This is a genomic window from Pseudomonas sp. R3-57, from assembly GCF_051132065.1.
GTDB lineage: Bacteria > Pseudomonadota > Gammaproteobacteria > Pseudomonadales > Pseudomonadaceae > Aquipseudomonas.
In genome coordinates, this window is record NZ_CP071655.1 from 3,790,010 (window position 1) to 3,809,050 (window position 19,041).

The 19,041-nt window shown below is 61.1% G+C and carries 20 protein-coding genes; 10 read left to right on the plus strand and 10 right to left on the minus strand.

From position 1 onward, the window contains the following. Positions 1-102 precede the first annotated feature (102 nt). On the minus strand, positions 103-855 hold the full coding sequence (locus J3P93_RS16940; RefSeq protein ID WP_434589850.1) for a tellurite resistance TerB family protein: 753 nt from the start codon (positions 853-855) through the stop codon (positions 103-105). Between the two features lie 257 nt (positions 856-1,112). On the opposite strand from J3P93_RS16940, the gene pcsA reads away from it, so the two are divergent. Continuing rightward, positions 1,113-1,835, plus strand: a complete 723-nt coding sequence (gene pcsA, locus J3P93_RS16945; protein WP_208937882.1) for a phosphatidylcholine synthase — start codon at positions 1,113-1,115, stop codon at positions 1,833-1,835. Between the two features lie 694 nt (positions 1,836-2,529). Here pcsA and J3P93_RS16950 read toward each other — a convergent pair. Beyond that, complete coding sequence (locus tag J3P93_RS16950) at positions 2,530-3,342, minus strand: class I SAM-dependent methyltransferase (protein ID WP_434589853.1); 813 nt, start codon at positions 3,340-3,342, stop codon at positions 2,530-2,532. Between the two features lie 246 nt (positions 3,343-3,588). Between J3P93_RS16950 and J3P93_RS16955 the strand changes: the two genes are divergently transcribed. Then, entirely contained in the window at positions 3,589-4,050 is a 462-nt protein-coding gene (locus J3P93_RS16955) for a GNAT family N-acetyltransferase (protein WP_434589857.1), read from the plus strand. A 17-nt stretch (positions 4,051-4,067) separates the two neighbouring features. Here the strand turns inward: J3P93_RS16955 and J3P93_RS16960 are convergent, their stop codons facing one another. The 3 genes from J3P93_RS16960 to J3P93_RS16970 are packed head-to-tail and all read right to left on the minus strand — an operon-like array spanning position 4,068 to position 6,031. Next, positions 4,068-5,279 carry a cytochrome c biogenesis protein DipZ gene (locus J3P93_RS16960; protein ID WP_434589860.1) on the minus strand — a complete coding sequence of 404 codons (1,212 nt, stop codon included), beginning with the start codon at positions 5,277-5,279 and terminating at the stop codon, positions 4,068-4,070. A 36-nt stretch (positions 5,280-5,315) separates the two neighbouring features. Then, positions 5,316-5,738, minus strand: a complete 423-nt coding sequence (locus J3P93_RS16965; protein WP_434589863.1) for a hypothetical protein — start codon at positions 5,736-5,738, stop codon at positions 5,316-5,318. 29 nt (positions 5,739-5,767) lie between these two features. Then, positions 5,768-6,031 carry a DUF2790 domain-containing protein gene (locus J3P93_RS16970; protein WP_203421600.1) on the minus strand — a complete coding sequence of 88 codons (264 nt, stop codon included), beginning with the start codon at positions 6,029-6,031 and terminating at the stop codon, positions 5,768-5,770. A 298-nt stretch (positions 6,032-6,329) separates the two neighbouring features. Here J3P93_RS16970 and J3P93_RS16975 point away from each other — a divergent pair, with 298 nt between their 5' ends. Together J3P93_RS16975 and J3P93_RS16980 are read left to right on the plus strand one after the other, a co-directional pair. Further along, positions 6,330-7,070, plus strand: a complete 741-nt coding sequence (locus J3P93_RS16975; RefSeq protein ID WP_090282763.1) for a response regulator — start codon at positions 6,330-6,332, stop codon at positions 7,068-7,070. Continuing rightward, entirely contained in the window at positions 7,067-8,374 is a 1,308-nt protein-coding gene (locus J3P93_RS16980; RefSeq protein ID WP_434589866.1) for an ATP-binding protein, read from the plus strand. The genes J3P93_RS16975 and J3P93_RS16980 overlap by 4 nt, the downstream gene beginning before the upstream one ends. A gap of 117 nt (positions 8,375-8,491) precedes the next feature. Here the strand turns inward: J3P93_RS16980 and J3P93_RS16985 are convergent, their stop codons facing one another. Beyond that, positions 8,492-9,241 carry an HvfC family RiPP maturation protein gene (locus J3P93_RS16985; protein ID WP_434589869.1) on the minus strand — a complete coding sequence of 250 codons (750 nt, stop codon included), beginning with the start codon at positions 9,239-9,241 and terminating at the stop codon, positions 8,492-8,494. Next, on the minus strand, positions 9,234-10,067 hold the full coding sequence (locus J3P93_RS16990) for an HvfB family MNIO-type RiPP peptide maturase (protein ID WP_434589872.1): 834 nt from the start codon (positions 10,065-10,067) through the stop codon (positions 9,234-9,236). The genes J3P93_RS16985 and J3P93_RS16990 overlap by 8 nt, the downstream gene beginning before the upstream one ends. Positions 10,068-10,481: 414 nt before the next feature. Here J3P93_RS16990 and J3P93_RS16995 point away from each other — a divergent pair, with 414 nt between their 5' ends. Both J3P93_RS16995 and J3P93_RS17000 read left to right on the plus strand, forming a co-directional pair. Next, on the plus strand, positions 10,482-11,528 hold the full coding sequence (locus J3P93_RS16995) for a class I SAM-dependent methyltransferase (RefSeq protein WP_434598420.1): 1,047 nt from the start codon (positions 10,482-10,484) through the stop codon (positions 11,526-11,528). Between the two features lie 51 nt (positions 11,529-11,579). Beyond that, positions 11,580-12,422, plus strand: coding sequence for an NAD-dependent protein deacetylase (locus J3P93_RS17000; protein WP_434589875.1), 843 nt, complete (start codon positions 11,580-11,582; stop codon positions 12,420-12,422). Positions 12,423-12,669: 247 nt separating this feature from the next. Here J3P93_RS17000 and J3P93_RS17005 read toward each other — a convergent pair whose 3' ends face one another. Next, positions 12,670-13,551 (minus strand): LysR substrate-binding domain-containing protein, encoded by an 882-nt coding sequence (locus J3P93_RS17005; protein WP_434589878.1) that lies wholly within the window; start codon positions 13,549-13,551, stop codon positions 12,670-12,672. A 171-nt stretch (positions 13,552-13,722) separates the two neighbouring features. Here J3P93_RS17005 and J3P93_RS17010 point away from each other — a divergent pair, with 171 nt between their 5' ends. Genes J3P93_RS17010 through J3P93_RS17020 form a run of 3 tightly spaced genes read left to right on the plus strand, consistent with a single transcriptional unit; the run spans position 13,723 to position 16,304 of the window. Further along, positions 13,723-14,421: a CoA transferase subunit A gene (locus J3P93_RS17010; RefSeq protein WP_090282756.1), complete on the plus strand. Its 699-nt coding sequence runs from the start codon at positions 13,723-13,725 to the stop codon at positions 14,419-14,421. Between the two features lie 24 nt (positions 14,422-14,445). Next, positions 14,446-15,111: a CoA transferase subunit B gene (locus tag J3P93_RS17015; RefSeq protein ID WP_434589882.1), complete on the plus strand. Its 666-nt coding sequence runs from the start codon at positions 14,446-14,448 to the stop codon at positions 15,109-15,111. Positions 15,112-15,122: 11 nt separating this feature from the next. Beyond that, entirely contained in the window at positions 15,123-16,304 is a 1,182-nt protein-coding gene (locus J3P93_RS17020; protein WP_434589885.1) for an acetyl-CoA C-acetyltransferase, read from the plus strand. Positions 16,305-16,527: 223 nt separating this feature from the next. Here the strand turns inward: J3P93_RS17020 and cobF are convergent, their stop codons facing one another. Both cobF and J3P93_RS17030 read right to left on the minus strand, forming a co-directional pair. Continuing rightward, positions 16,528-17,283, minus strand: a complete 756-nt coding sequence (cobF, locus tag J3P93_RS17025; protein WP_434589888.1) for a precorrin-6A synthase (deacetylating) — start codon at positions 17,281-17,283, stop codon at positions 16,528-16,530. Beyond that, positions 17,283-17,852, minus strand: coding sequence for a histidine phosphatase family protein (locus J3P93_RS17030; protein ID WP_434589890.1), 570 nt, complete (start codon positions 17,850-17,852; stop codon positions 17,283-17,285). Before J3P93_RS17030 ends, cobF begins: the two co-directional genes overlap by 1 nt. A gap of 332 nt (positions 17,853-18,184) precedes the next feature. Here J3P93_RS17030 and J3P93_RS17035 point away from each other — a divergent pair, with 332 nt between their 5' ends. After that, the gene (locus J3P93_RS17035) at positions 18,185-19,039 is read left to right on the plus strand and encodes a MurR/RpiR family transcriptional regulator (RefSeq protein ID WP_206415931.1); all 855 of its coding nucleotides are present in this window, start codon (positions 18,185-18,187) and stop codon (positions 19,037-19,039) included. Positions 19,040-19,041: the final 2 nt, after the last annotated feature.

The window sequence follows — 19,041 nt, forward strand, 5'->3', positions numbered from 1 at the left end:
CAGAAGAGCGATGCGCCGTGAGAAAAATTCAATCGAGCTGAAAAAGCCCCTGACGGATGGAACGCCAAGGGCTTTGATTGTCGGGCGGTTTTGGCTTTTAGATCAGGCCTGAGCTTTGGCCTGCGCTTCGAGGTGCACCTGCAAATCGGGATTGATGTTCAGGGCGGCGGCGAGTTCGTCGAGGTAGCGGCGCTCGGCGTCCTGCTGGTCGTCTACCAGCAGGACGCTGGCCAGATACATTTCTGCCGCCACCGCTGGCTCGCCCTGCGCAGATTGCGCCACTTCGGCAGGATCCAGCGGCTTGGCGACTTCGGCGTCGAGCCATTGCTGCAGCTGCGGATCGCTGGTGTGTTTGCCGATTTCGCTGCTGATCAGGTGTTTCTCGGTTTTATCGATACGACCGTCAGCCTTGGCCGCCGCGATCAACGCGCGCAGTACCGCGTGGCTATGCTCTTCGATTTGCGGGCCGGCGAGCAGATCGGCGGTTTGCGGAATCTGTGGCGGCGCCGCACTGGCCTGGCTGCGTTGCCAGGCCTGATAAGCCTGATACGCCATCATCCCCAGCGATGCCAGTGCGGCGTAATTGGTACCGCCAGAACGAGTGCGACTGCCGCCGCCCAGCGCCCCGCCCAAAGCACCGCCCAATCCGCCACTGCCTCCGCCGAGCAAGCCACCAAGCAACCCGCCGAGCCCGCCGGATGCAGCCGCGCCAGCGCCACCGGCCTGACCGCCGCCCAAAAGTCCGCCGAGCAAACCACCGAGCCCACCCAGACCATCCCCGGCGGACGCGCCTGTGGAGGGTCGCCCCGAGGCTTGGCCCCGCAACAACTGTTCAAGCAAATCACTGGTGTTCATGACGTCATCCTCAGGCGTTAGCCGTGACTGCGTCAGGCAACGATAGACCCCGCCAGCCATAGCGCCAGCACCGTTTGGCTGACACTTGAGCGCTGGCGGCCCCGGTCGAGGAATTTTTTCACCGCCCGGCTAAGATTGATGGTGCGTGAACCTTATCCCGGCCAAACCGGTCGATAGCTGCAACCCGACCCGGTTTGCCGGCGCCCTGCTACCTGCGGGCGACCCCCGGCCAGCTGCATTTTCTGGAGAACGCTCCCGTGATATCGACCATACACATCGCCAGGCTCAAAGCATGGGGCGCCCATGGTTTTACCGCGACTGGCGTGGTCACCGCATTCCTGGCGACCCTCGCCCTGCTGGAAAACCAGCCGACCCACTGCCTGATGTGGCTGGGCGTGGCACTGATCGTCGACGGCCTCGACGGCGCGCTGGCGCGCAAGGTCAATGTTCAATCGGTGCTACCGAGCTTCGACGGCTCGATCCTCGACCTGGTGATCGATTACCTGACGTACGTATTCATCCCGGCGCTGTTCATCTATCGCTACATCCCCTTGCCCGACTACACCTTGCTGCTGACGGTATCGCTGATTCTGGTGTCGTCGCTGTTCTGCTTCTGCAACGTCAACATGAAAAGCAAAGACAACTACTTCGTCGGCTTCCCGGCCGCCTGGAACGTGGTTGCGCTGTGCCTGTACATCATCGGCCCGGGACCGTGGATCACCTTCCTCACCGTGATCGGCCTGGCATTGCTGACCGTGACCCGGATGAAATTCCTGCATCCGTTCCGCGTCCGCCGGTTCATGCCGATCAACATTGCCGTCACTGCGATATGGCTGCTGTGCAGCCTGTCGCTGGTACTCAACCACCCGCAGATCAACCCGATGGTCATGGGTGTCTGGTTGCTGATGTCGGCTTATTTCCTGGGCATCTGCATCTGGCGCACGGCGCTGGAATGGTTTGATCGGGGGCAGGTGAAGTAAGGGGCATCGCAGAAGAGATTGGCCGGCCGTTGCGCCGCCATCGCTTGCAGGCAAGCTCCCACATTTTGATCGTATGTTTTCAGTTGGAATGCCGCCAGCCTGTGGGAGCTAGCCTGCTGGCGATGGCGGCGATCGGGTAGATGCTTGAACTGAGCCTGAAAATCAAAAGCCCCTCACCCTAGCCCTCTCCCGGAGGGAGAGGGGACTGACCGGGGTGGATGCGAGAGCTGCGCCAACCTGAAATACCGAGTCGTACACGATTTCAAAGCCAACACAGATCAGCTCCCTCTCCAGGGGGAGAGGGCTGGGGTGAGGGGCGAATCCACCGCAAATCTCAAGCCAAGCGCCGCTTCTAACCACTCAACAATGAGCGCAAGCTCGAGTGCTCTTGATCTTGATCTTGCCTAACCAGCGACATCGGAAGGCTGAGCGGAGGGATTGATCCGGGCGTGGGAGCGCAGCGACCGTACGACGAAGTCGTACACAGCGGAAGTAGGTGCAGCGAAGCAAACCGTAGCCGCTGCGCCCGGATCGATCCCGCAGCGAAGGGACCCGAGCCTGCGAGGGCCGAACGTAGGAGCAAGCCTTTTTGGGTACTTTTTCGGCGTCTGGAAAAAGTGCCTCGCCGTAAGGGCGAAACCGCCAGCCGCAGCACCCGAAGCAACGGATATGCCCCCACTCAAACCAGAAAAAATCAACGCTTGCCAATCACCACCTCAAGATACTCACTCGGCACCACCAACGATCCCTCCCCCGCCCGATTCAACCGCTCAAGCAACTCCGTCAGATCCGCCTCCAGCGCCTCCCCGCCCTCCGGCGGCAACACCGCAAAAGCCTTGTGCACCGGCCCATACCAATGGCGAAAAATATCAATGAAATGCGCCGCCGAACGATAACGAAAATTGAAATGCCGGCGCGTCACCTCAACCACAAAATCCTGATCAACAAAATGCGTATGCAGCCACGCCTCCGTGCCCCAGTTCGACGGCGGTTGCGCCCCGGCCGGCGGAGGCAGATGCCGGCCAAGCACCTTGAACATCTGCCCCACGAAACCGCCCGGCGTCCAGTTGGCCAGACCAATCCGCCCGCCACGCCGACAAACCCTGCCCAACTCCGCCGCTGCCTGAGCCTGATCCGGCGCAAACATCACCCCGAACGTCGACAACACCGCGTCGTAACTCTCGTCAGCGAACGGCAACGCCTCGGCATCAGCCACTTGAAACGTCACATCCAGATGCTCGGCCCGCGCCCGATCCTGCCCGCGTTCCAACAATGCCGGAACATAGTCGGTTGAAGTCACCAGACACCCACGCCGCGCCGCCGCCAGCGTGGCATTGCCATTGCCAGCAGCGACGTCCAGCACCTGCTCATCGCACCGCAGATCGCAGGCCTCGGCGAGGTTCTCACCGACGATCTGCAGCGTGGTGCCGATCAAGGCGTAATCGCCACTGGCCCACGCCACCTTCTGGCGTTCTTTCAGGGCGGTGAGATCAATCGGGGTACTCATGCTTTGGTGCTCCGCTACACAGTGACTGAGGCATCAAACAGGGGGCGGATCCTTGGCAACGCCCTGCCAGTTTCACTATCGCGCTACTGCTGATCGGCGTCCCTGCCGATCGTCTGCCCACCCTTGAAAACCGGGGCTTTGCCGATGAATGGTGGCAATCTGTCAAGCGCCTGAAACACCTCGTTGATTGCCTGCAACGCAAGATTGGTTTTTGATGCACGTTCAATTCAGGAAAGGACTCGACCGATGTCTCTGCACCTCGTCTGGCTAGCCGATCACCTGCACCACAGCGACCGTTATGCCGAATGGATTCACAGCCATTTTTCTTACGAATACGCTCAGCAGCCGCTCGCCGAATGGCAACGCGAATTTGCCGCAGGGCAAAGCAATGGTGACTGGCCTTGCCTCGTTGCCCTCGACGATGAGCAGTTGATCGGTGGCGCCGCACTGGCTCGCGCCGATCTTGCCCTGCGGCCCGACCTCGGACCTTGGCTGGCCTGCGTGTTCGTCAGCCCTGACGCCCGGGGGCACGGGTTGGCGGAATGCTTGATTGACGGGGTTTGCCAGGAGGCAAAAAATCGCGGTTGGTCACGTCTGTACCTCCATACGCAAACCAAGCGGGACTACTACGCCAAACGCGGCTGGCAAGCACTGGAAAACTTTCAAGCCTGGGGAAACGAACAATGGCTCATGGTCCGCGACCTCTGAGCCATTGATTTCGCTGATCAGGCTGCCGGCGCTTTCGCCTCCTCCAGCAGTTGCCTGATCATCTGCTCCTGCGCCTCGTAGCGACCTTCACCGAAGTGGGTGTAACGCACCTGCCCCTTGGCGTCGATCAGGTAATGCGCCGGCCAGTACTGGTTGTCGAAGTTGCGCCAGATCGCGTAGTTGTTGTCGATTGCCACCGGGTAGGTAATGCCTAGTTTCTTTACCTGATCCTTGACGTTATCGATGATCCGCTCGTAGCCGTACTCCGGCGTATGAACTCCGATCACCACGAGGCCGTCCTTTTCGTATTTTTTCGCCCAGTCCTTCACGTAAGGCAGGGTGTGCTGGCAATTGATGCAGTCGTAGGTCCAGAAGTCCACCAGCACCACTTTGCCGCGCAGGGATTCGCTGGTCAGCTCGGGCGAGTTCAGCCATTGCACCGCGCCCGTCAATGGCGGCATCACGCCTTTGCCCTCCTCCATCGGCGAGTCAGCGCGGACCTTGGTGACGAGGTAGTCGACAACTTTCGGCACGTTCTCCAGCACGCTTTTTTCCACGCTGGCCACGCCCTCGGAGGAGGTGTTCGCCAGCAGGGTTTTATCGAAACCCGTGGCAATGACCGCCGCCGCACCCAGCACCGCGACACCGGCACCGCGACGCAACCAACCGGTAAACGGGATCGATGGTTTCAAACGGTTGACCAAGCCACGACCGGCGAAGATCAGCAGGCCCAGCGACAAGGCACTGCCGGCGCCATAAGCGAGCAACAGCAGGCTGGTCTGCGCATTCGCCCCTTGCAGCATGGCGCCAGTGAGAATCACGCCGAGGATTGGCCCGGCGCACGGCGCCCACAGCAGCCCGGTGGCGACACCAAGCATGATCGAGCCCAGCGGCCCGGCCTTGTTTTGTGCCTGCGGGTCGAGACGGTTGCCGAGTATCACAAAGGGACGCGTCAGCCAGTCGCCGATGCGCGCCGAGATCAGCGACAGGGCAAATACGCTCATCACGATCAGCGCGACGTGGCGTCCGGTGTTGCTGGCCTGAATCACCCATTCGCTGCTGACCACCGCCAGGCTGGAGATCAGCGCGAACGTCAGGGCCATGCCGCCGAGGGTGAGCAGGATCGAAGTGCGGCTACGCTGCGCACCGGCAAACAGAAACGGCACCACCGGCAGGATGCAGGGGCTGAGCACGGTCAGCAGACCGCCGAGAAACGCGATGAGGTACATGGTGAGTTACCTTTTCCATATGACGGTGATGAGCAATCAGGCGCTCTGGCTTTGCAGCCATTGACCCTGTGGCGTGCGGCTGGCGCCGTTCTCGGCAAACATCTGGCCTTGCGGTGTGCGACTGGAACCGTCCGCGGCGAACATCTGGCCCAGCGGTGTGCGACTGGAACCGTCCGCGGCGAACATCTGGCCCAGCGGTGTGCGACTGGAACCGTCCGCGGCAAACATCTGGCCCAGCGGCGTGCGACTGGAACCGTCCGCGGCGAACATCTGGCCCAGCGGTGTGCGAGCGGAGCCGTCCGCGGCGAGCAAGCCGTCGGTGCCTTGCCTGGCCACCGGGGTCAGTTGGAAACAGGTACTGCTGTGGCAGCCAGGCTGTTCAACCGCAGCGTTGGCATGGGCGGCTACGCCGGCCAGGGAGAAAGCGATGGCAGTCAGAAAGCGCGATACGTTGTTCATGATGTTTACCTTCCAGAAAGAGTGATGGATCAGTTGTCGTTGTTGCAGCCGTCAGCGAATTTGCTGTAATCGAGCACGCGGGTGGTGCCGGCCGAATCGAGGTAGGTCATACGCGCTTCGACGATGCCGCAGGCCACCGAGTTGTCCTGTTCCAGCGAGATCACTTGGTGGATATCCAGGTGGGTGCCGTAGGTGTAGGTTTGCGGGGCGGCAGCGGCTTCGGCACGGGCCGACAGAGTGCAGATGTTCAAAGCGGCAAACAGGCAGGCGGCGACTACGGATTTGTTGTTCATGGTGATATTCCTCAGGACTTTATTGGGTTTGGGCCGAGGCGTTTTGCGTCTGCCTCGATGGAACCTATTTAAAGCCCGCGAGGTATCGCGTCTGTGTCAGGAACAGGCGCGTTTCAATCGCTGTGTATCCCCGTCACCGGGCGATACACAGCGATACAAAACCGCGGAAAAATCCTGTTTTTGCGTTTCCGTGTATCTGTCGACACGGTAGATACACTGCAATACAAAGGCTGGCAGGCACGCCGATGCAGGCGCTATAGACTGCAGGGCATTCCCGTTCTGACAGAGGCTCGAACCGATGGAACATGTCGATCACATTCTCATCGTCGACGACGACCGCGAGATCCGTGAGCTGGTGGGCAACTACCTGAAGAAAAACGGTCTACGCACGACAGTCGTCGCCGATGGCCGGCAGATGCGCAGCTTCCTCGAAGCCAACACTGTCGACTTGATCGTGCTCGACATCATGATGCCCGGCGACGATGGCCTGCAGCTGTGCCGGGAATTGCGCGTGGGCAAACACAAGGCCACGCCGGTGTTGATGCTGACCGCGCGCAACGATGAAACCGACCGCATCATCGGCCTGGAAATGGGTGCCGATGACTACCTGACCAAACCCTTCGCCGCACGCGAACTGCTGGCGCGGATCAACGCGGTGCTGCGCCGCACGCGGATGCTGCCGCCAAATCTGGTGGTTACCGAAGCTGGCCGCCTGCTCGCCTTTGGCCGTTGGCAACTGGACACCTCGGCCCGGCATCTGCTCGACACCGACGGCACCATGGTCGCCCTCAGCGGCGCCGAGTATCGTTTGCTGCGGGTGTTCCTCGATCATCCGCAACGGGTGCTCAGCCGCGATCAATTGCTCAACCTGACCCAGGGCCGCGATGCCGACTTGTTCGACCGTTCCATTGATTTGCTGGTCAGCCGTTTGCGCCAGCGTCTGCTCGATGACGCGCGCGAACCGGCTTATATCAAGACCGTGCGCAGCGAGGGCTACGTGTTTTCATTGCCGGTGGAGATTCTCGGGGCACCGGCGTGACCCTCAACGTGCACTGGCCACGCACCCTCGCGTCGCGCCTGTCGCTGATTTTCCTGATCGGCCTGATCCTCGCCCAGGCGCTGTCGTTCGGCGCGCAGTATTACGAGCGCTACGAAAGCGCGAAGAACACCATGCTGGGCAATCTGCAAACCGACGTTTCCACTTCTGTTGCGATCCTCGATCGCCTGCCTGCCGAAGAACGTCCGGCGTGGCTCACCCGTCTGGCGCGCCAGAATTACGGTTACCTGCTGAGCGAGGGCGATCCGGGCACGCCGATCGATGCCCGTGATGTGCCAGTGGCGGTGACTTCGATCACCGAAGCCATCGGTGAGCGCTATCCGCTGACCTTCACCGACATACCCGGGCCACGCCAACACTTTCAGGGCCACCTGCGTCTGAGCGACGGCAGCCCGCTGACCATCGACGTGCGCCCGGCCATGGCCCCGCTGTCGCCGTGGTTGCCGGGGGTGCTGCTCGGCCAGTTGGCGTTGATGATCGCCTGCACCTGGCTGGCGGTGCGCATCGCGATCCGCCCGCTGACCCGCCTGGCCAACGCCGTGGAAACCCTCGACCCCAACGCTCAGCCGATCAAACTTGACGAATCAGGTCCGAACGAAGTGGTTTACGCGGCGCGTGCCTTCAACACCATGCAGGCGCGCATCGCCGCCTACCTGAAAGAACGCATGCAATTGCTGGCAGCGATTTCCCACGACCTGCAAACGCCGATCACCCGAATGAAATTGCGCGCCGAGTTCATGGACGACTGCGCCGAGAAAGACAAACTGTGCAACGACCTCAGCGAGATGGAGCATCTGGTGCGCGAAGGCGTGGCCTATGCGCGCAGCGTCCACGGGTCGACCGAAGAGAGCCGGCGCACCAACATGGATTCCTTCCTCGAAAGCCTGGTGTTCGACTATCAGGACATGGACAAGCAGGTGCAACTGGTCGGCCACAGCGCAGCGGTCATCGACACCCGCCCGCATGCCTTGCGCCGGGTGCTGGTGAACCTCACCGACAATGCCCTGAAGTTCGCTGGCGCTGCTGAAGTCCACGTTGCGGCGGACGGCGCCAGTCTGTCGATCAGCGTACTCGACCGCGGCCCAGGCATCGCCGAAGCCGAACTGGCGCAGGTGCTGCAGCCGTTTTACCGGGTGGAGAACTCGCGTAATCGCGATACCGGCGGTACTGGTCTGGGTTTGGCCATTGCTCAGCAACTGGCGATGGCGCTGGGCGGCACGCTGACCTTGAGCAACCGTGAGGGCGGCGGGCTGTGTGCGGAACTGGAGTTGCCCATCAACCAATAAGCGCACACATGATTGTAGGAGTGAGCCTGCTCGCGATAGCGGTGTGTCAGCCAATGCAATATGTCTGACCGACCGCTATCGCGAGCAGGCTCACTCCTACAATGACTTGTGTTTCATTCAGGTGATGCCAACCACCCGATCCGCATGCAGCTGTTGCAGCAACGCCAGGCCTTCGTCGACGAACGCATCACTGGTCGCTTGCTCCGCCTCCTCTGCAAGCTCCTGCAACTGCTCACGCCCCGTCAACTCTGCAAACTCGCCAACACGCTGCAACAAACGCAAAGCCAACGGGCTCAGCAGGGAAAACTTCACGCTGAAATCTGCCGTGCGCCGCACCAGTAGCAGGGTCGATTGCGCCGGTGGCGAATCGGGCTGGTTGTTTGGGTCGAGTTCATGCACCGGCCATACATACGCCAACGGCCAGGCTAGCGCCGAAACCTGCAACGGGCGATGCAGCAACAGGGCCGGATCCGTCAGCGGCAACGCGGGCGCATCGGACTGCTGCAGAACCATCTCGACCCATTCGTAATGCGCCAGCTCCAACAGAAACGCCGGCGACTGCCCGTCCTGCAACACCTGCGGTTGCGCCGCCAGATAGTCGATAAATTCCCCGGCGATCTCGCCGAACTTTGGTGTCTGCGCACGCCAGTCGCGCAGAAAGCCACGCACCAGCAAGCGCCAGCGTGGTTCGCCGATGATCCGGATCAATACCGGAAAGGTTCCGCTCAACAATACCGAGACGTTGTTGAACACCAGATCACGATAAACCTCGACGCGCGCCGCGTTCATGTCGGCGGGTGGTGTCTGCTGTTCGGGGTCACGCAGGTAGCGGGTCAGCGCCTGTTGTTGCTGTTGCAGGTTATCCATGAGGGCCTCCTCCTGCTTGCAGGTGGCGAATGGTCTGCAATTCGGCCACCAGTTCGGCAAAGGCTGGAAAATTGAAATCCCGCTCCAGCAAAGTCGGCTGCGCACCGAATCGCGCATAGGCCTGCGCCAACAATGCCCATACCACAGGTTTGACCGAGGCACCGTGGGTGTCGATTTTCAGGCTGTCGGACTCATCGAAATGCCCGGCGACATGCATGCCCACCACCCGCCCCGGCTCGATACCCGCAAGAAACGCCTGCGGATCGAAGCCGTGATTGACCGAATTGACGTAAACGTTATTCACGTCCAGCAGCAGCTCGCAATCGGCCTCGCGCAGCACAGCGTTGGTGAACGTCACTTCGTCCATTTCCTGGTGCGGGGCGGCGTAATAGGAGACGTTTTCTATCGCCAGACGCCGGCCGAGGATGTCCTGCGCCTGACGGATGCGCGCGGCGACGTGATACACGGCTTCTTCGGTAAAGGGCAGCGGCAGCAGGTCGTAAAGGTGACCGTCATCGCTGCAGTAGCTCAGGTGTTCGCTGTACAGCGGCACGTTGTAATGGTCGAGAAACACCCGCACTTCCTGCAGGAAACCGACATCCAGCGGCGCCGGGCCACCGAGCGACAGCGATAAGCCGTGGCAGGACAACGGATAGCGCTCGGCCAATTGCCCCAGCGCCGCGCCGTGCGCCCCGCCAACGCCAATCCAGTTTTCCGGCGCGACTTCAAGAAAGTCGAAACTGCCAGGGCGGGCGTTTCGCAGATCGTTGAGCAGGCCACGGCGCAGGCCGAGGCCGACGCTGGGTGGCAGGGATGAAAGCGGCATGTGCACGGCCTCTGTTGTGGATTTTCTCCAGTTGACGCGCTGGCTGTATCACAGCTGTGTGCAACTGAGCGCAGGTTTGCAAGCGTGTGTATCGCTCGGTGGCCGGAATACACAAAGATACAGCTCGATTGCGAATCCATTGTGGGAGCGAGCCTGCTCGCGAATGCGGTTTATCATTCAACATCTTCATTGTCTGATTCACCGCTTTCGCGAGCAGGCTCGCTCCCACAGGTTTTTTCATTGTTCACAAAGTCGGCATTACGCCCGAACGGCGGCTAGACTGTTTCATTACCCAGTCGAGGGGGACGCAGGACTTCTGTCGTGCCCTGCCCGTTTCCGCGACCACCGCCCGGTGGCGCACGCCTCGACCTTCGACGCCGCCGGACTGTGATCCTGTTTTCAGGAGCACACATGATGGACGAGGCGAAGCTCAACCAATTCATGGGCAAACTGGTCAACGACATGGGTGGCGCGGCGATGTTGGCCAATGTCATCGTCGGCGAAGAACTCGGGCTGTACCGGGCGATGGCCGACAGTCAGCCGATCAGTGCCGATGCCCTTGCCGCAAAAACCACCTGCAATCCACGGCTGGTCCGCGAATGGCTCAGCGCCCACGCGGCGTCCGGCTACATGGAGCATCAGGACGGGCAGTTCCGTCTGCCGGAAGAACAGGCGCTGGCCCTGGCTGTCGAGGACTCGCCGGTCTACGTGGCTGGCGGCCTCGGCGTCGTGGCGTCGTTTTTCCACGACAAGGACAAATTGGTCAAAGCCATGCGCGGCAATGGCGCCCTGCCCTGGGGCGACCACCATCCGTGCATGTTCAGCGGCACCGAACGTTTCTTTCGCCCGGGCTACAAGGGCCATCTGATCGCCGAATGGTTGCCGGCGCTGGACGGCGTGGTGGCCAAGCTGGAAGAAGGCGCGAAAGTCGCCGACATCGGCTGCGGTCACGGCGCCTCGACGGTGATCATGGCGCAAGCGTTTCCCAACTCGCGTTTCGTCGGCTACGACTATCACGCGCCATCCATCAGCGTCGCCACCCAGCGCGCCGAGGAAGGCGGCGTCAGCAGCCGGGCGAAGTTCTTTCAGGGTTCGGCCAAAGGCTACCCCGGCGTTGACTACGACCTGATCTGCTATTTCGATTGCCTGCACGATATGGGCGACCCGGTCGGCGCCGCGCGTCACGCCTATGCAGCGCTGAAGGATGACGGCACGGTGTTGCTGGTCGAGCCGTTCGCCAACGACACGCTGGACGATAATATCAATCCGGTCGGACGATTGTTTTATGCGGCGTCGACCTTTATCTGCACGCCGAACTCGCTGTCCCAGGAAGTCGGCCTGGGCCTCGGTGCTCAAGCAGGCGAAATGCGCCTGCGCAGGGTCTTCAATGAAGCCGGGTTCAAGCAGTTCCGCCGGGCCAGTCAGACACCGTTCAACCTGATTCTGGAGGCGCGCAAGTAACCCGCGCGGGTCGTGCTAACCTGCTGGCAACGTCTTTTCGGAGCGCTGACCATGCTCGACAGCCCGACCCGCGAACACCTCGACACCTTGCGACAACTGATGGCCGATGGCGATTTTATGGTGCTGACCGGCGCCGGCATCAGCACGCCGTCGGGCATTCCCGACTACCGCGACAGCGACGGCGTACGCCGTGGCCGGCAGCCGATGATGTATCAGGAGTTTCTTGCCGCCCCGCAATCACGCCGGCGTTATTGGGCGCGGGCGATGCTGGGCTGGCCGCGAGTGCGCCAGGCGCGGCCGAATGCGGCGCACGAGGCCTTGGCCGGTTTGCAGCGCCAAGGGTTGATCAGCAACTTGATCACGCAGAACGTCGACACCCTGCACGATCAGGCCGGCAGTCCTGATGTGATCGAACTGCACGGCAGCCTGCATCGAGTGCTGTGCCTGGACTGCGGCCAGCGCAGTGAGCGCGATGCGATTCAGCAGTTGATGGAGCAGCAAAATCCCTATCTGGCCGGCGTCGATGCGGTGCAGGCGCCTGATGGCGACACCTTGCTTGACCCCGCCTTCGAAGCACGCTTTCAGGTGCCGCACTGCCCGCATTGCGCGGGCGAACGGATGAAGCCGGACGTGGTGTTTTTCGGTGAAAACGTCGCACAACACACGGCGGCACGGGCGATGAAAGCGGCGGAAACTGCCGGGGGCATGCTGGTGGTCGGGTCTTCGTTGATGGCTTATTCGGCGTTTCGTTTGTGCCGGGTGATGGCCGATCGTGGCCGGCCGCTGATTGCGATCAACCTGGGCAAGACCCGGGCGGATGAGTTGCTGGATGTGAAGATCGAGGCTTCGTGTGAGCGGTTGTTGCCTTTGTTGGCGTTGACGCTGGGGCGATGAGCGTTGGGGACTTTCGTTCGGCTTGAAATCGGCCCCCTCACCCTAGCCCTCTCCCGAGGGAGAGGGGACCGATTGGGGGATATTCGAGTGCTTTAGCGGTATGAACGTCCCGCTGGGAATCCGCAATTGGAAAACGTACAACATGGATCCCTGATCGCGGTTTTGCAGGTCGATGTATGACGCAAGACAACTCGATCGGCCCCCTCTCCCTCCGGGAGAGGGCTGGGGTGAGGGTCAGCATCGCCTGTCATCGCAAATCTTCAGCCTTGAAAATATCAAACAACGCCTGCGCCGCCGCCGACAGCTCATTGCCCGGTTCAGTCAGCACGCCGATTGCGCGCTCCACCGAATCATTCAGCGTCAGGCACTGGGCGCCGAGCTCCTGCATCTGTTCGGCGCACAACGCCGGCACTGCGCTGACGCCCAGCCCGCTCGCCACCATCCGCCCGACCGTCGCCAACTGATGACTCTCGAATTCCACCGGCAACTTCTTGCCCCGCGCCTGCAAGTGTTCCTCCAGCATCACCCGCACCGTCGATGGCCGCTGCAAGGTGATGAACGGTTCCTGCAACAACGTTTGCCAGTCGATCTCGGTGCGCTGCGCCAAAGGTGAATCCTTCGGCACCACGGCAACGAAGCGATCCATGTACAACGGGGTAAACGTCAGCGAGGTGCTCTGCATCGGCTCGAACGCCACGCCCAGTTCAACCTGGCGGTCACGGACCATTTCCAGCACTTGCTCGTTGATCACGTCGTTTACCGTGACGTTGACGTTCGGATAACGCGCGCGAAAGGTTTTCAGGATCGGCGGCAACAGGTTGCCGGCAAACGACGGCATCGCCGCCAGCGTCACCCGCCCGCGTTGCAGGCTGAAGCGCTGGCGCATTTCGTCTTCGGCGTTGTCCCAATCGGCGATCAGACGCCGGGCCAGTGGCAGCAGCGACTCGCCTTCTGCGGTCAGTGCCACATTACGCGTATTGCGGCTGAACAGACGTCCACCCAGGCCCTCCTCCAGCGCCTTGATGGTCAGGCTCAACGCTGATTGCGACAGGTGCAAGCGCTCGCAGGCCACGGCGAAACTCAGGCTCTGGGCCACGGCGAGAAATGCACGGATCTGTTTGATGGTCATGGTCGCTGCGCTCCAGTTGTAAGCTACAAGCGTTAAGCGGCAAGCCATAACGCGACTATTGAGTTTTATCTATCAATCAACCTTAAAAATCAACTTAACAAATATATCCTGCGGCGCGACACTCCAGTCATTCGGCTAGCCAGCCGCCCGCAAATAATAAAAGAGGTGCATATGGCAGGTTTCGACAAGCGCGTGAGTTCCTATGAGGAAGCCCTGGCCGGGCTTGAGGACGGCATGACCGTCATCGCCGGCGGCTTTGGCCTGTGCGGCATTCCGGAAAACCTGATCGCCGAGATCAAGCGCAAAGGCACCCGCGACCTCACCGTGGTTTCCAACAACTGCGGCGTCGACGGCTTTGGCCTCGGCGTGCTGCTCTCCGACCGCCAGATCAGCAAAGTCATCGCCTCCTACGTTGGCGAAAACAAGCTGTTCGAAGAGCAACTGCTTAAAGGCGAAATCGAAGTCATCCTGACCCCGCAAGGCACCCTCGCCGAGAAGATGCGCGCCGGCGGTGCTGGCATTCCGGCGTTCTTCACCGCGACCGGCGTCGGCACCCCGGTCGCCGAAGGCAAGGAAGTGCGCGAGTTCAACGGGCGCAAGTACCTGATGGAAGAATCCATCACCGGCGACTTCGCCATCGTCAAAGGCTGGAAAGCCGACCACTTCGGTAACGTCGTCTACCGTCACACCGCGCAGAACTTCAACCCGCTGGCGGCGACTGCCGGCAAGATCACCGTGGTCGAAGTCGAAGAGATCGTCGAACCCGGCGAACTCGACCCCACCCAGATCCACACCCCGGGCATCTACGTCGATCGGGTCATTTGCGGCACGTTCGAAAAACGCATCGAACAGCGCACCATCCGCAAATAATTCAGGCTGACGGAGAATAAAACCATGGCACTTACCCGCGAACAAATGGCTCAGCGCGTCGCCCGCGAAATGCAGGACGGCTACTACGTGAACCTCGGTATCGGCATTCCGACCCTGGTCGCCAACTACATTCCTGAAGGCATGGAAGTCATGCTGCAGTCGGAAAACGGCCTGCTCGGCATGGGCCCTTTTCCTACCGAAGACACCATCGATGCCGACATGATCAACGCCGGCAAACAGACCGTCACCGCGCGCATCGGCGCGTCGATCTTCAACTCTGCCGAATCCTTTGCGATGATCCGCGGCGGCCACGTCGACCTGACCGTGCTCGGCGCGTTCGAAGTCGACGTCGAAGGCAACATCGCCTCCTGGATGATCCCCGGCAAACTGGTCAAGGGCATGGGCGGCGCAATGGACCTGGTGGCCGGCGCCGACAACATCATTGTGATCATGACCCACGCATCGAAGGACGGTGAGTCGAAGCTGTTGGCCAAATGCAGCCTGCCGCTGACTGGCGCCGGTTGCATCAAGCGCGTGCTGACCGACCTCGCCTACCTGGAAATCGAAAATGGCGCTTTTGTCCTCAAGGAACGCGCACCTGGCGTCAGCGTCGAGGAAATCGTCGCCAAAACCGCTGGTAAACTGATCGTCCCGGATCACGTACCGGAAATGCAGTTCGCTGCCGAGTGAGGAATTCGAAAATGCAAGACGTTGTCATTGTTGCCGCCACGCGTACTGCGATCGGCAGTTTTCAAGGCTCGCTGGCCAGCGTGTCCGCAGTCGATCTGGGCGCGGCGGTAATCCGTCAGTTGCTCGAGCAGACCGGTCTGGACGGTGCCCAGGTCGATGAAGTGATCATGGGTCAGGTGCTCACCGCCGGCGCCGGCCAGAACCCGGCGCGTCAGGCCGCGATTAAGGCCGGCCTGCCCCACGCGGTGCCGGCAATGACCCTGAACAAGGTCTGCGGCTCGGGCCTGAAAGCCTTGCACCTCGGCGCGCAGGCAATCCGTTGCGGCGACGCTGACGTGATCATCGCCGGAGGTCAGGAAAACATGAGCCTGTCCAACTATGTGATGCCGGGCGCACGCACCGGTCTGCGCATGGGCCACGCGCAAATCGTCGACACCATGATCAGCGACGGCCTGTGGGATGCGTTCAACGACTACCACATGGGCATCACCGCCGAGAACCTGGTCGATAAATACCAGATCAGCCGCGAACAGCAGGACGCTTTTGCCGCTGCGTCGCAGCAAAAAGCCGCCGCCGCCATTGAGGCCGGTCGTTTTGTTGATGAGATCACCCCGATCCTGATTCCGCAGCGCAAAGGCGATCCGCTCGCGTTCAAGGTCGACGAACAGCCACGCGGCGATACCACCGCCGAATCCCTGGCCAAACTGCGTCCGGCGTTCAAAAAGGACGGCAGCGTCACCGCCGGCAACGCTTCGTCGTTGAACGACGGCGCGGCGGCAGTGATCCTGATGAGTGCCGAAAAAGCCAAGGCCCTCGGCCTGCCGGTGCTGGCAAAAATCGCCGCTTACGCCAATGCTGGCGTTGATCCGGCAATCATGGGCATCGGCCCGGTATCGGCGACCCGCCGCTGCCTGGACAAGGCGGGCTGGAGCATCGAGCAGCTTGAGCTGATCGAGGCCAACGAAGCCTTTGCCGCACAATCGCTGGCGGTGGCCAAGGATCTGCAATGGGATCTGGACAAGGTCAACGTCAACGGCGGCGCCATCGCGCTGGGTCACCCGATCGGTGCGTCGGGCTGCCGGGTGCTGGTGACCCTGCTCCACGAAATGCTCAAGCGTGATGCGAAAAAAGGTCTGGCGACCTTGTGCATCGGCGGCGGCCAAGGCGTGGCATTGGCGCTGGAACGCGGCTGACCACGAGTTCGCGGCAGGCGGCGGATCCACGACATCCGCTGTTTGCCGGCAACAAAAAACCCGGTGCGACTTGCGTTGCACCGGGTGTTTTTTGCCTGTCCGAAACGTGTTTGGATGTTCTGGCCCCTATCGCGAGCAGGCTCACTCCTACATTGGAATTGCGAACCCGATCAAGTGTAGGAGTGAGCCTGCTCGCGATGAGGCCAGCCCAGACATTACCCATCTAAGGCTTGCGCAACAAATACGTATCCATGATCCACCCATGCTCCGCCCGCGCCGCCTTGCGCACCCTTTCGATCTCATCCGCCACGTCTGCCAGCCGGCCGCTGATCAGGAGTTCGTCCGACGTACCCAGATAGGCTCCCCAAAAAATCTCGGTCTGCGCATCGGCCATCCGCTGATACGCGTCCTCGGCATCGAGCATCACCACCAGACTGTCCGTGTCACTCACCTGCCCCGCGGCCAGACGCCGTCCGGTGGTGATTTCAATGGAGCGGCCAATCGTGTTCAGCGGCACCTTGTGCTGCGCCGCCAGCGCCTGAACGCTGGTGATGCCAGGGATCACCAGAAATTCGAAGGCGCACGCACCCGACGCCAATATCGCCTGAAGAATGCGCACCGTGCTGTCGTATAACGCCGGGTCGCCCCAGACCAGAAAACCGCCGCACTGGCCATCAGACAATTCGTCATTGATCAGCCGTTCAAACGTTCGCTGTTTGGCCCTGTTCAGCTCATCGACACTGGCCGTGTAGTCGCCAGCACCGCGCTCGCGTTCCGGGCTGTGGGCTTCGACGAACCGATAATCGCGGTCGTTGATGTATTGCGCGCAGAGTTCCCGGCGCAAATCGATCAGCTTGTCTTTGCGCGGACCTTTGTCCAGCAGAAAGAACACGTCCACCCGATTCAGCGCTTTGACCGCCTGCATCGTGATGTAGTCGGGATTTCCGGCACCAATGCCGATCACCAGCAATTGTTTCATCAGCAGGCTCCTCTCAAATCCAGGCCGGGTAGAAGCAGACGCCAGCGGCCGCTGAAGCGCAATTCGACGGTCGACAACGGTTCGACATCGATGTCATGAAACGCCGACCCGCGCATGACTTCGGTCAGGGCTGCGCGAATGACAAATGGATGAGTCACCGCCAACACATGACCCGCAGTCGCTTGCACACTGCCCAGCCATCCCGCCACCCGCTCACAGAGTTGTGCTACCGATTCCCCGCCATGCGGCGTGGCATGGGTGTCGCGCAGCCAGCTGTTCAGGGCTGCCTCTTCGCTGCGTTGCAGGTCCTTGATCGACACGCCGCTCCAGCGCCCCCAATCACAGTCGCGCAGCGCTTCATCGATTTGCGCATTGGCGCCAAACCATGCCGCCGTCTGGCGCGTGCGCAGCTCCGGCGCGCAGAGCAAACGCGGCGCATTATTGAAACGCGCGATCAGTGCAGTCGGCGCCAGCCCGTTGTTTTCAACAGGCTCGTTCGTAGGAAAACGCGCCAGTTTCTGTGCGACGGTTCGTGCATGGCACATCAATGTCAAACGCGTGGTCTGCACGGGAAGCGCTCCGGTCGGTCAACTGCTGCAATCAAGGGCGTGGTTCTGAATTGGCAGCAATTGTGCCGTAAACCGCGGGCTGCCGGGTGAACGCAAGAGCCTCTGTGGTCGCTTGAATGACTACCCATACGGCAAGTTCTGACGCTGGTATGGGCAATGGACTACAAGACCAGTCGACATTCGTGAAGCCCTTGTTACACGGGCGTCTCGCCCTGTTTTGGTGCCGTTTCAACACGCCGAAAAATTCGCTAGACATGTAGCGTCACTTACATAAATACTGTTTTAACGAAATATGAAGCAGATTCAACACCCCTCATCCAGCAGGAGCCCGGATGCCCCCTCTAAGAGACCTGATCACCGAGCCCGGCCTGGATCTTACGCCGTCGGAGCGTAAAGTCGTTCGCGCCTTGCTCGATCAGTACCCGCGTAATGGCCTGGGGCCGATGGCGCGGCTGGCCGAACACGCGGGTGTCAGTGATCCGACCATCGTGCGTCTGGTAAAAAAACTCGGTTTCGGCGGTTATGCCGAATTTCAGGACGCTCTGCTCAGTGACATGGACCATCGCCTGCGCTCGCCGCGCACCCTGTTGCAACCACGCGCCCAGCAACACAAGGACGACGCCTGGAGCCACTACCTGGGCGACAGCCATCGTCTGCTGGTGGAAACCCAATCGCTGACGCAACCGGAAGACGTGCGCATCCTTACCGACTGGCTGCTCGATGCGCGGCATCAGGTGTACTGCTTCGGCGGACGCTTCAGCAGCCTGATGGCCACCTATCTGCTCAATCACTTGCGGCTGTTGCGCCCCGGCTGCTTTGCGCTGGAGGACAACGCGCAACTGCCCGATCGGCTGTTCGATCTGCAACGTCAGGACGTGGTGCTGCTGTTCGACTATCGCCGCTACCAGACCCAGGCGTTGCGCGTCGCCAGTGCGGCGAAAAACAACAACGCCCGGGTGGTGCTGTTCACCGACATCTATGCCTCGCCGCTGCGCGAGCTGGCTGACCTGATCATCAGCGCTCCGGTCGAATCGGCCTCGCCGTTCGACACCATGGTCCCGGCGCTGGCGCAGGTCGAGGCGCTGATCGCCTGCCTGACGTTACGCACTGAAAATCTGGCCGATCGCCTGGAAGGCATCGATGCCCTGCGCAACGACTTCAACACCCACTTGCTGGAGGATAAATAAGG

Bases quoted from the DNA above. Each gene is read 5' to 3' on its own strand.
- J3P93_RS16990 (WP_434589872.1), bottom strand. From the start codon at position 10,067: ATGCCGCTTTCATCCCTGCCACCCAGCGTCGGCCTCGGCCTGCGCCGT.
- J3P93_RS16950 (WP_434589853.1), bottom strand. From the start codon at position 3,342: ATGAGTACCCCGATTGATCTCACCGCCCTGAAAGAACGCCAGAAGGTG.
- J3P93_RS16985 (WP_434589869.1), bottom strand. From the start codon at position 9,241: ATGGATAACCTGCAACAGCAACAACAGGCGCTGACCCGCTACCTGCGT.
- J3P93_RS16940 (WP_434589850.1), bottom strand. From the start codon at position 855: ATGAACACCAGTGATTTGCTTGAACAGTTGTTGCGGGGCCAAGCCTCG.
- J3P93_RS16955 (WP_434589857.1), top strand. From the start codon at position 3,589: ATGTCTCTGCACCTCGTCTGGCTAGCCGATCACCTGCACCACAGCGAC.
- J3P93_RS17000 (WP_434589875.1), top strand. From the start codon at position 11,580: ATGCTCGACAGCCCGACCCGCGAACACCTCGACACCTTGCGACAACTG.
- J3P93_RS16970 (WP_203421600.1), bottom strand. From the start codon at position 6,031: ATGAACAACAAATCCGTAGTCGCCGCCTGCCTGTTTGCCGCTTTGAAC.
- J3P93_RS17015 (WP_434589882.1), top strand. From the start codon at position 14,446: ATGGCACTTACCCGCGAACAAATGGCTCAGCGCGTCGCCCGCGAAATG.
- J3P93_RS17020 (WP_434589885.1), top strand. From the start codon at position 15,123: ATGCAAGACGTTGTCATTGTTGCCGCCACGCGTACTGCGATCGGCAGT.
- J3P93_RS17035 (WP_206415931.1), top strand. From the start codon at position 18,185: ATGCCCCCTCTAAGAGACCTGATCACCGAGCCCGGCCTGGATCTTACG.
- J3P93_RS16965 (WP_434589863.1), bottom strand. From the start codon at position 5,738: ATGAACAACGTATCGCGCTTTCTGACTGCCATCGCTTTCTCCCTGGCC.
- J3P93_RS16975 (WP_090282763.1), top strand. From the start codon at position 6,330: ATGGAACATGTCGATCACATTCTCATCGTCGACGACGACCGCGAGATC.
- J3P93_RS16960 (WP_434589860.1), bottom strand. From the start codon at position 5,279: ATGTACCTCATCGCGTTTCTCGGCGGTCTGCTGACCGTGCTCAGCCCC.
- J3P93_RS16995 (WP_434598420.1), top strand. From the start codon at position 10,482: ATGGACGAGGCGAAGCTCAACCAATTCATGGGCAAACTGGTCAACGAC.
- J3P93_RS17005 (WP_434589878.1), bottom strand. From the start codon at position 13,551: ATGACCATCAAACAGATCCGTGCATTTCTCGCCGTGGCCCAGAGCCTG.
- J3P93_RS17010 (WP_090282756.1), top strand. From the start codon at position 13,723: ATGGCAGGTTTCGACAAGCGCGTGAGTTCCTATGAGGAAGCCCTGGCC.
- cobF (WP_434589888.1), bottom strand. From the start codon at position 17,283: ATGAAACAATTGCTGGTGATCGGCATTGGTGCCGGAAATCCCGACTAC.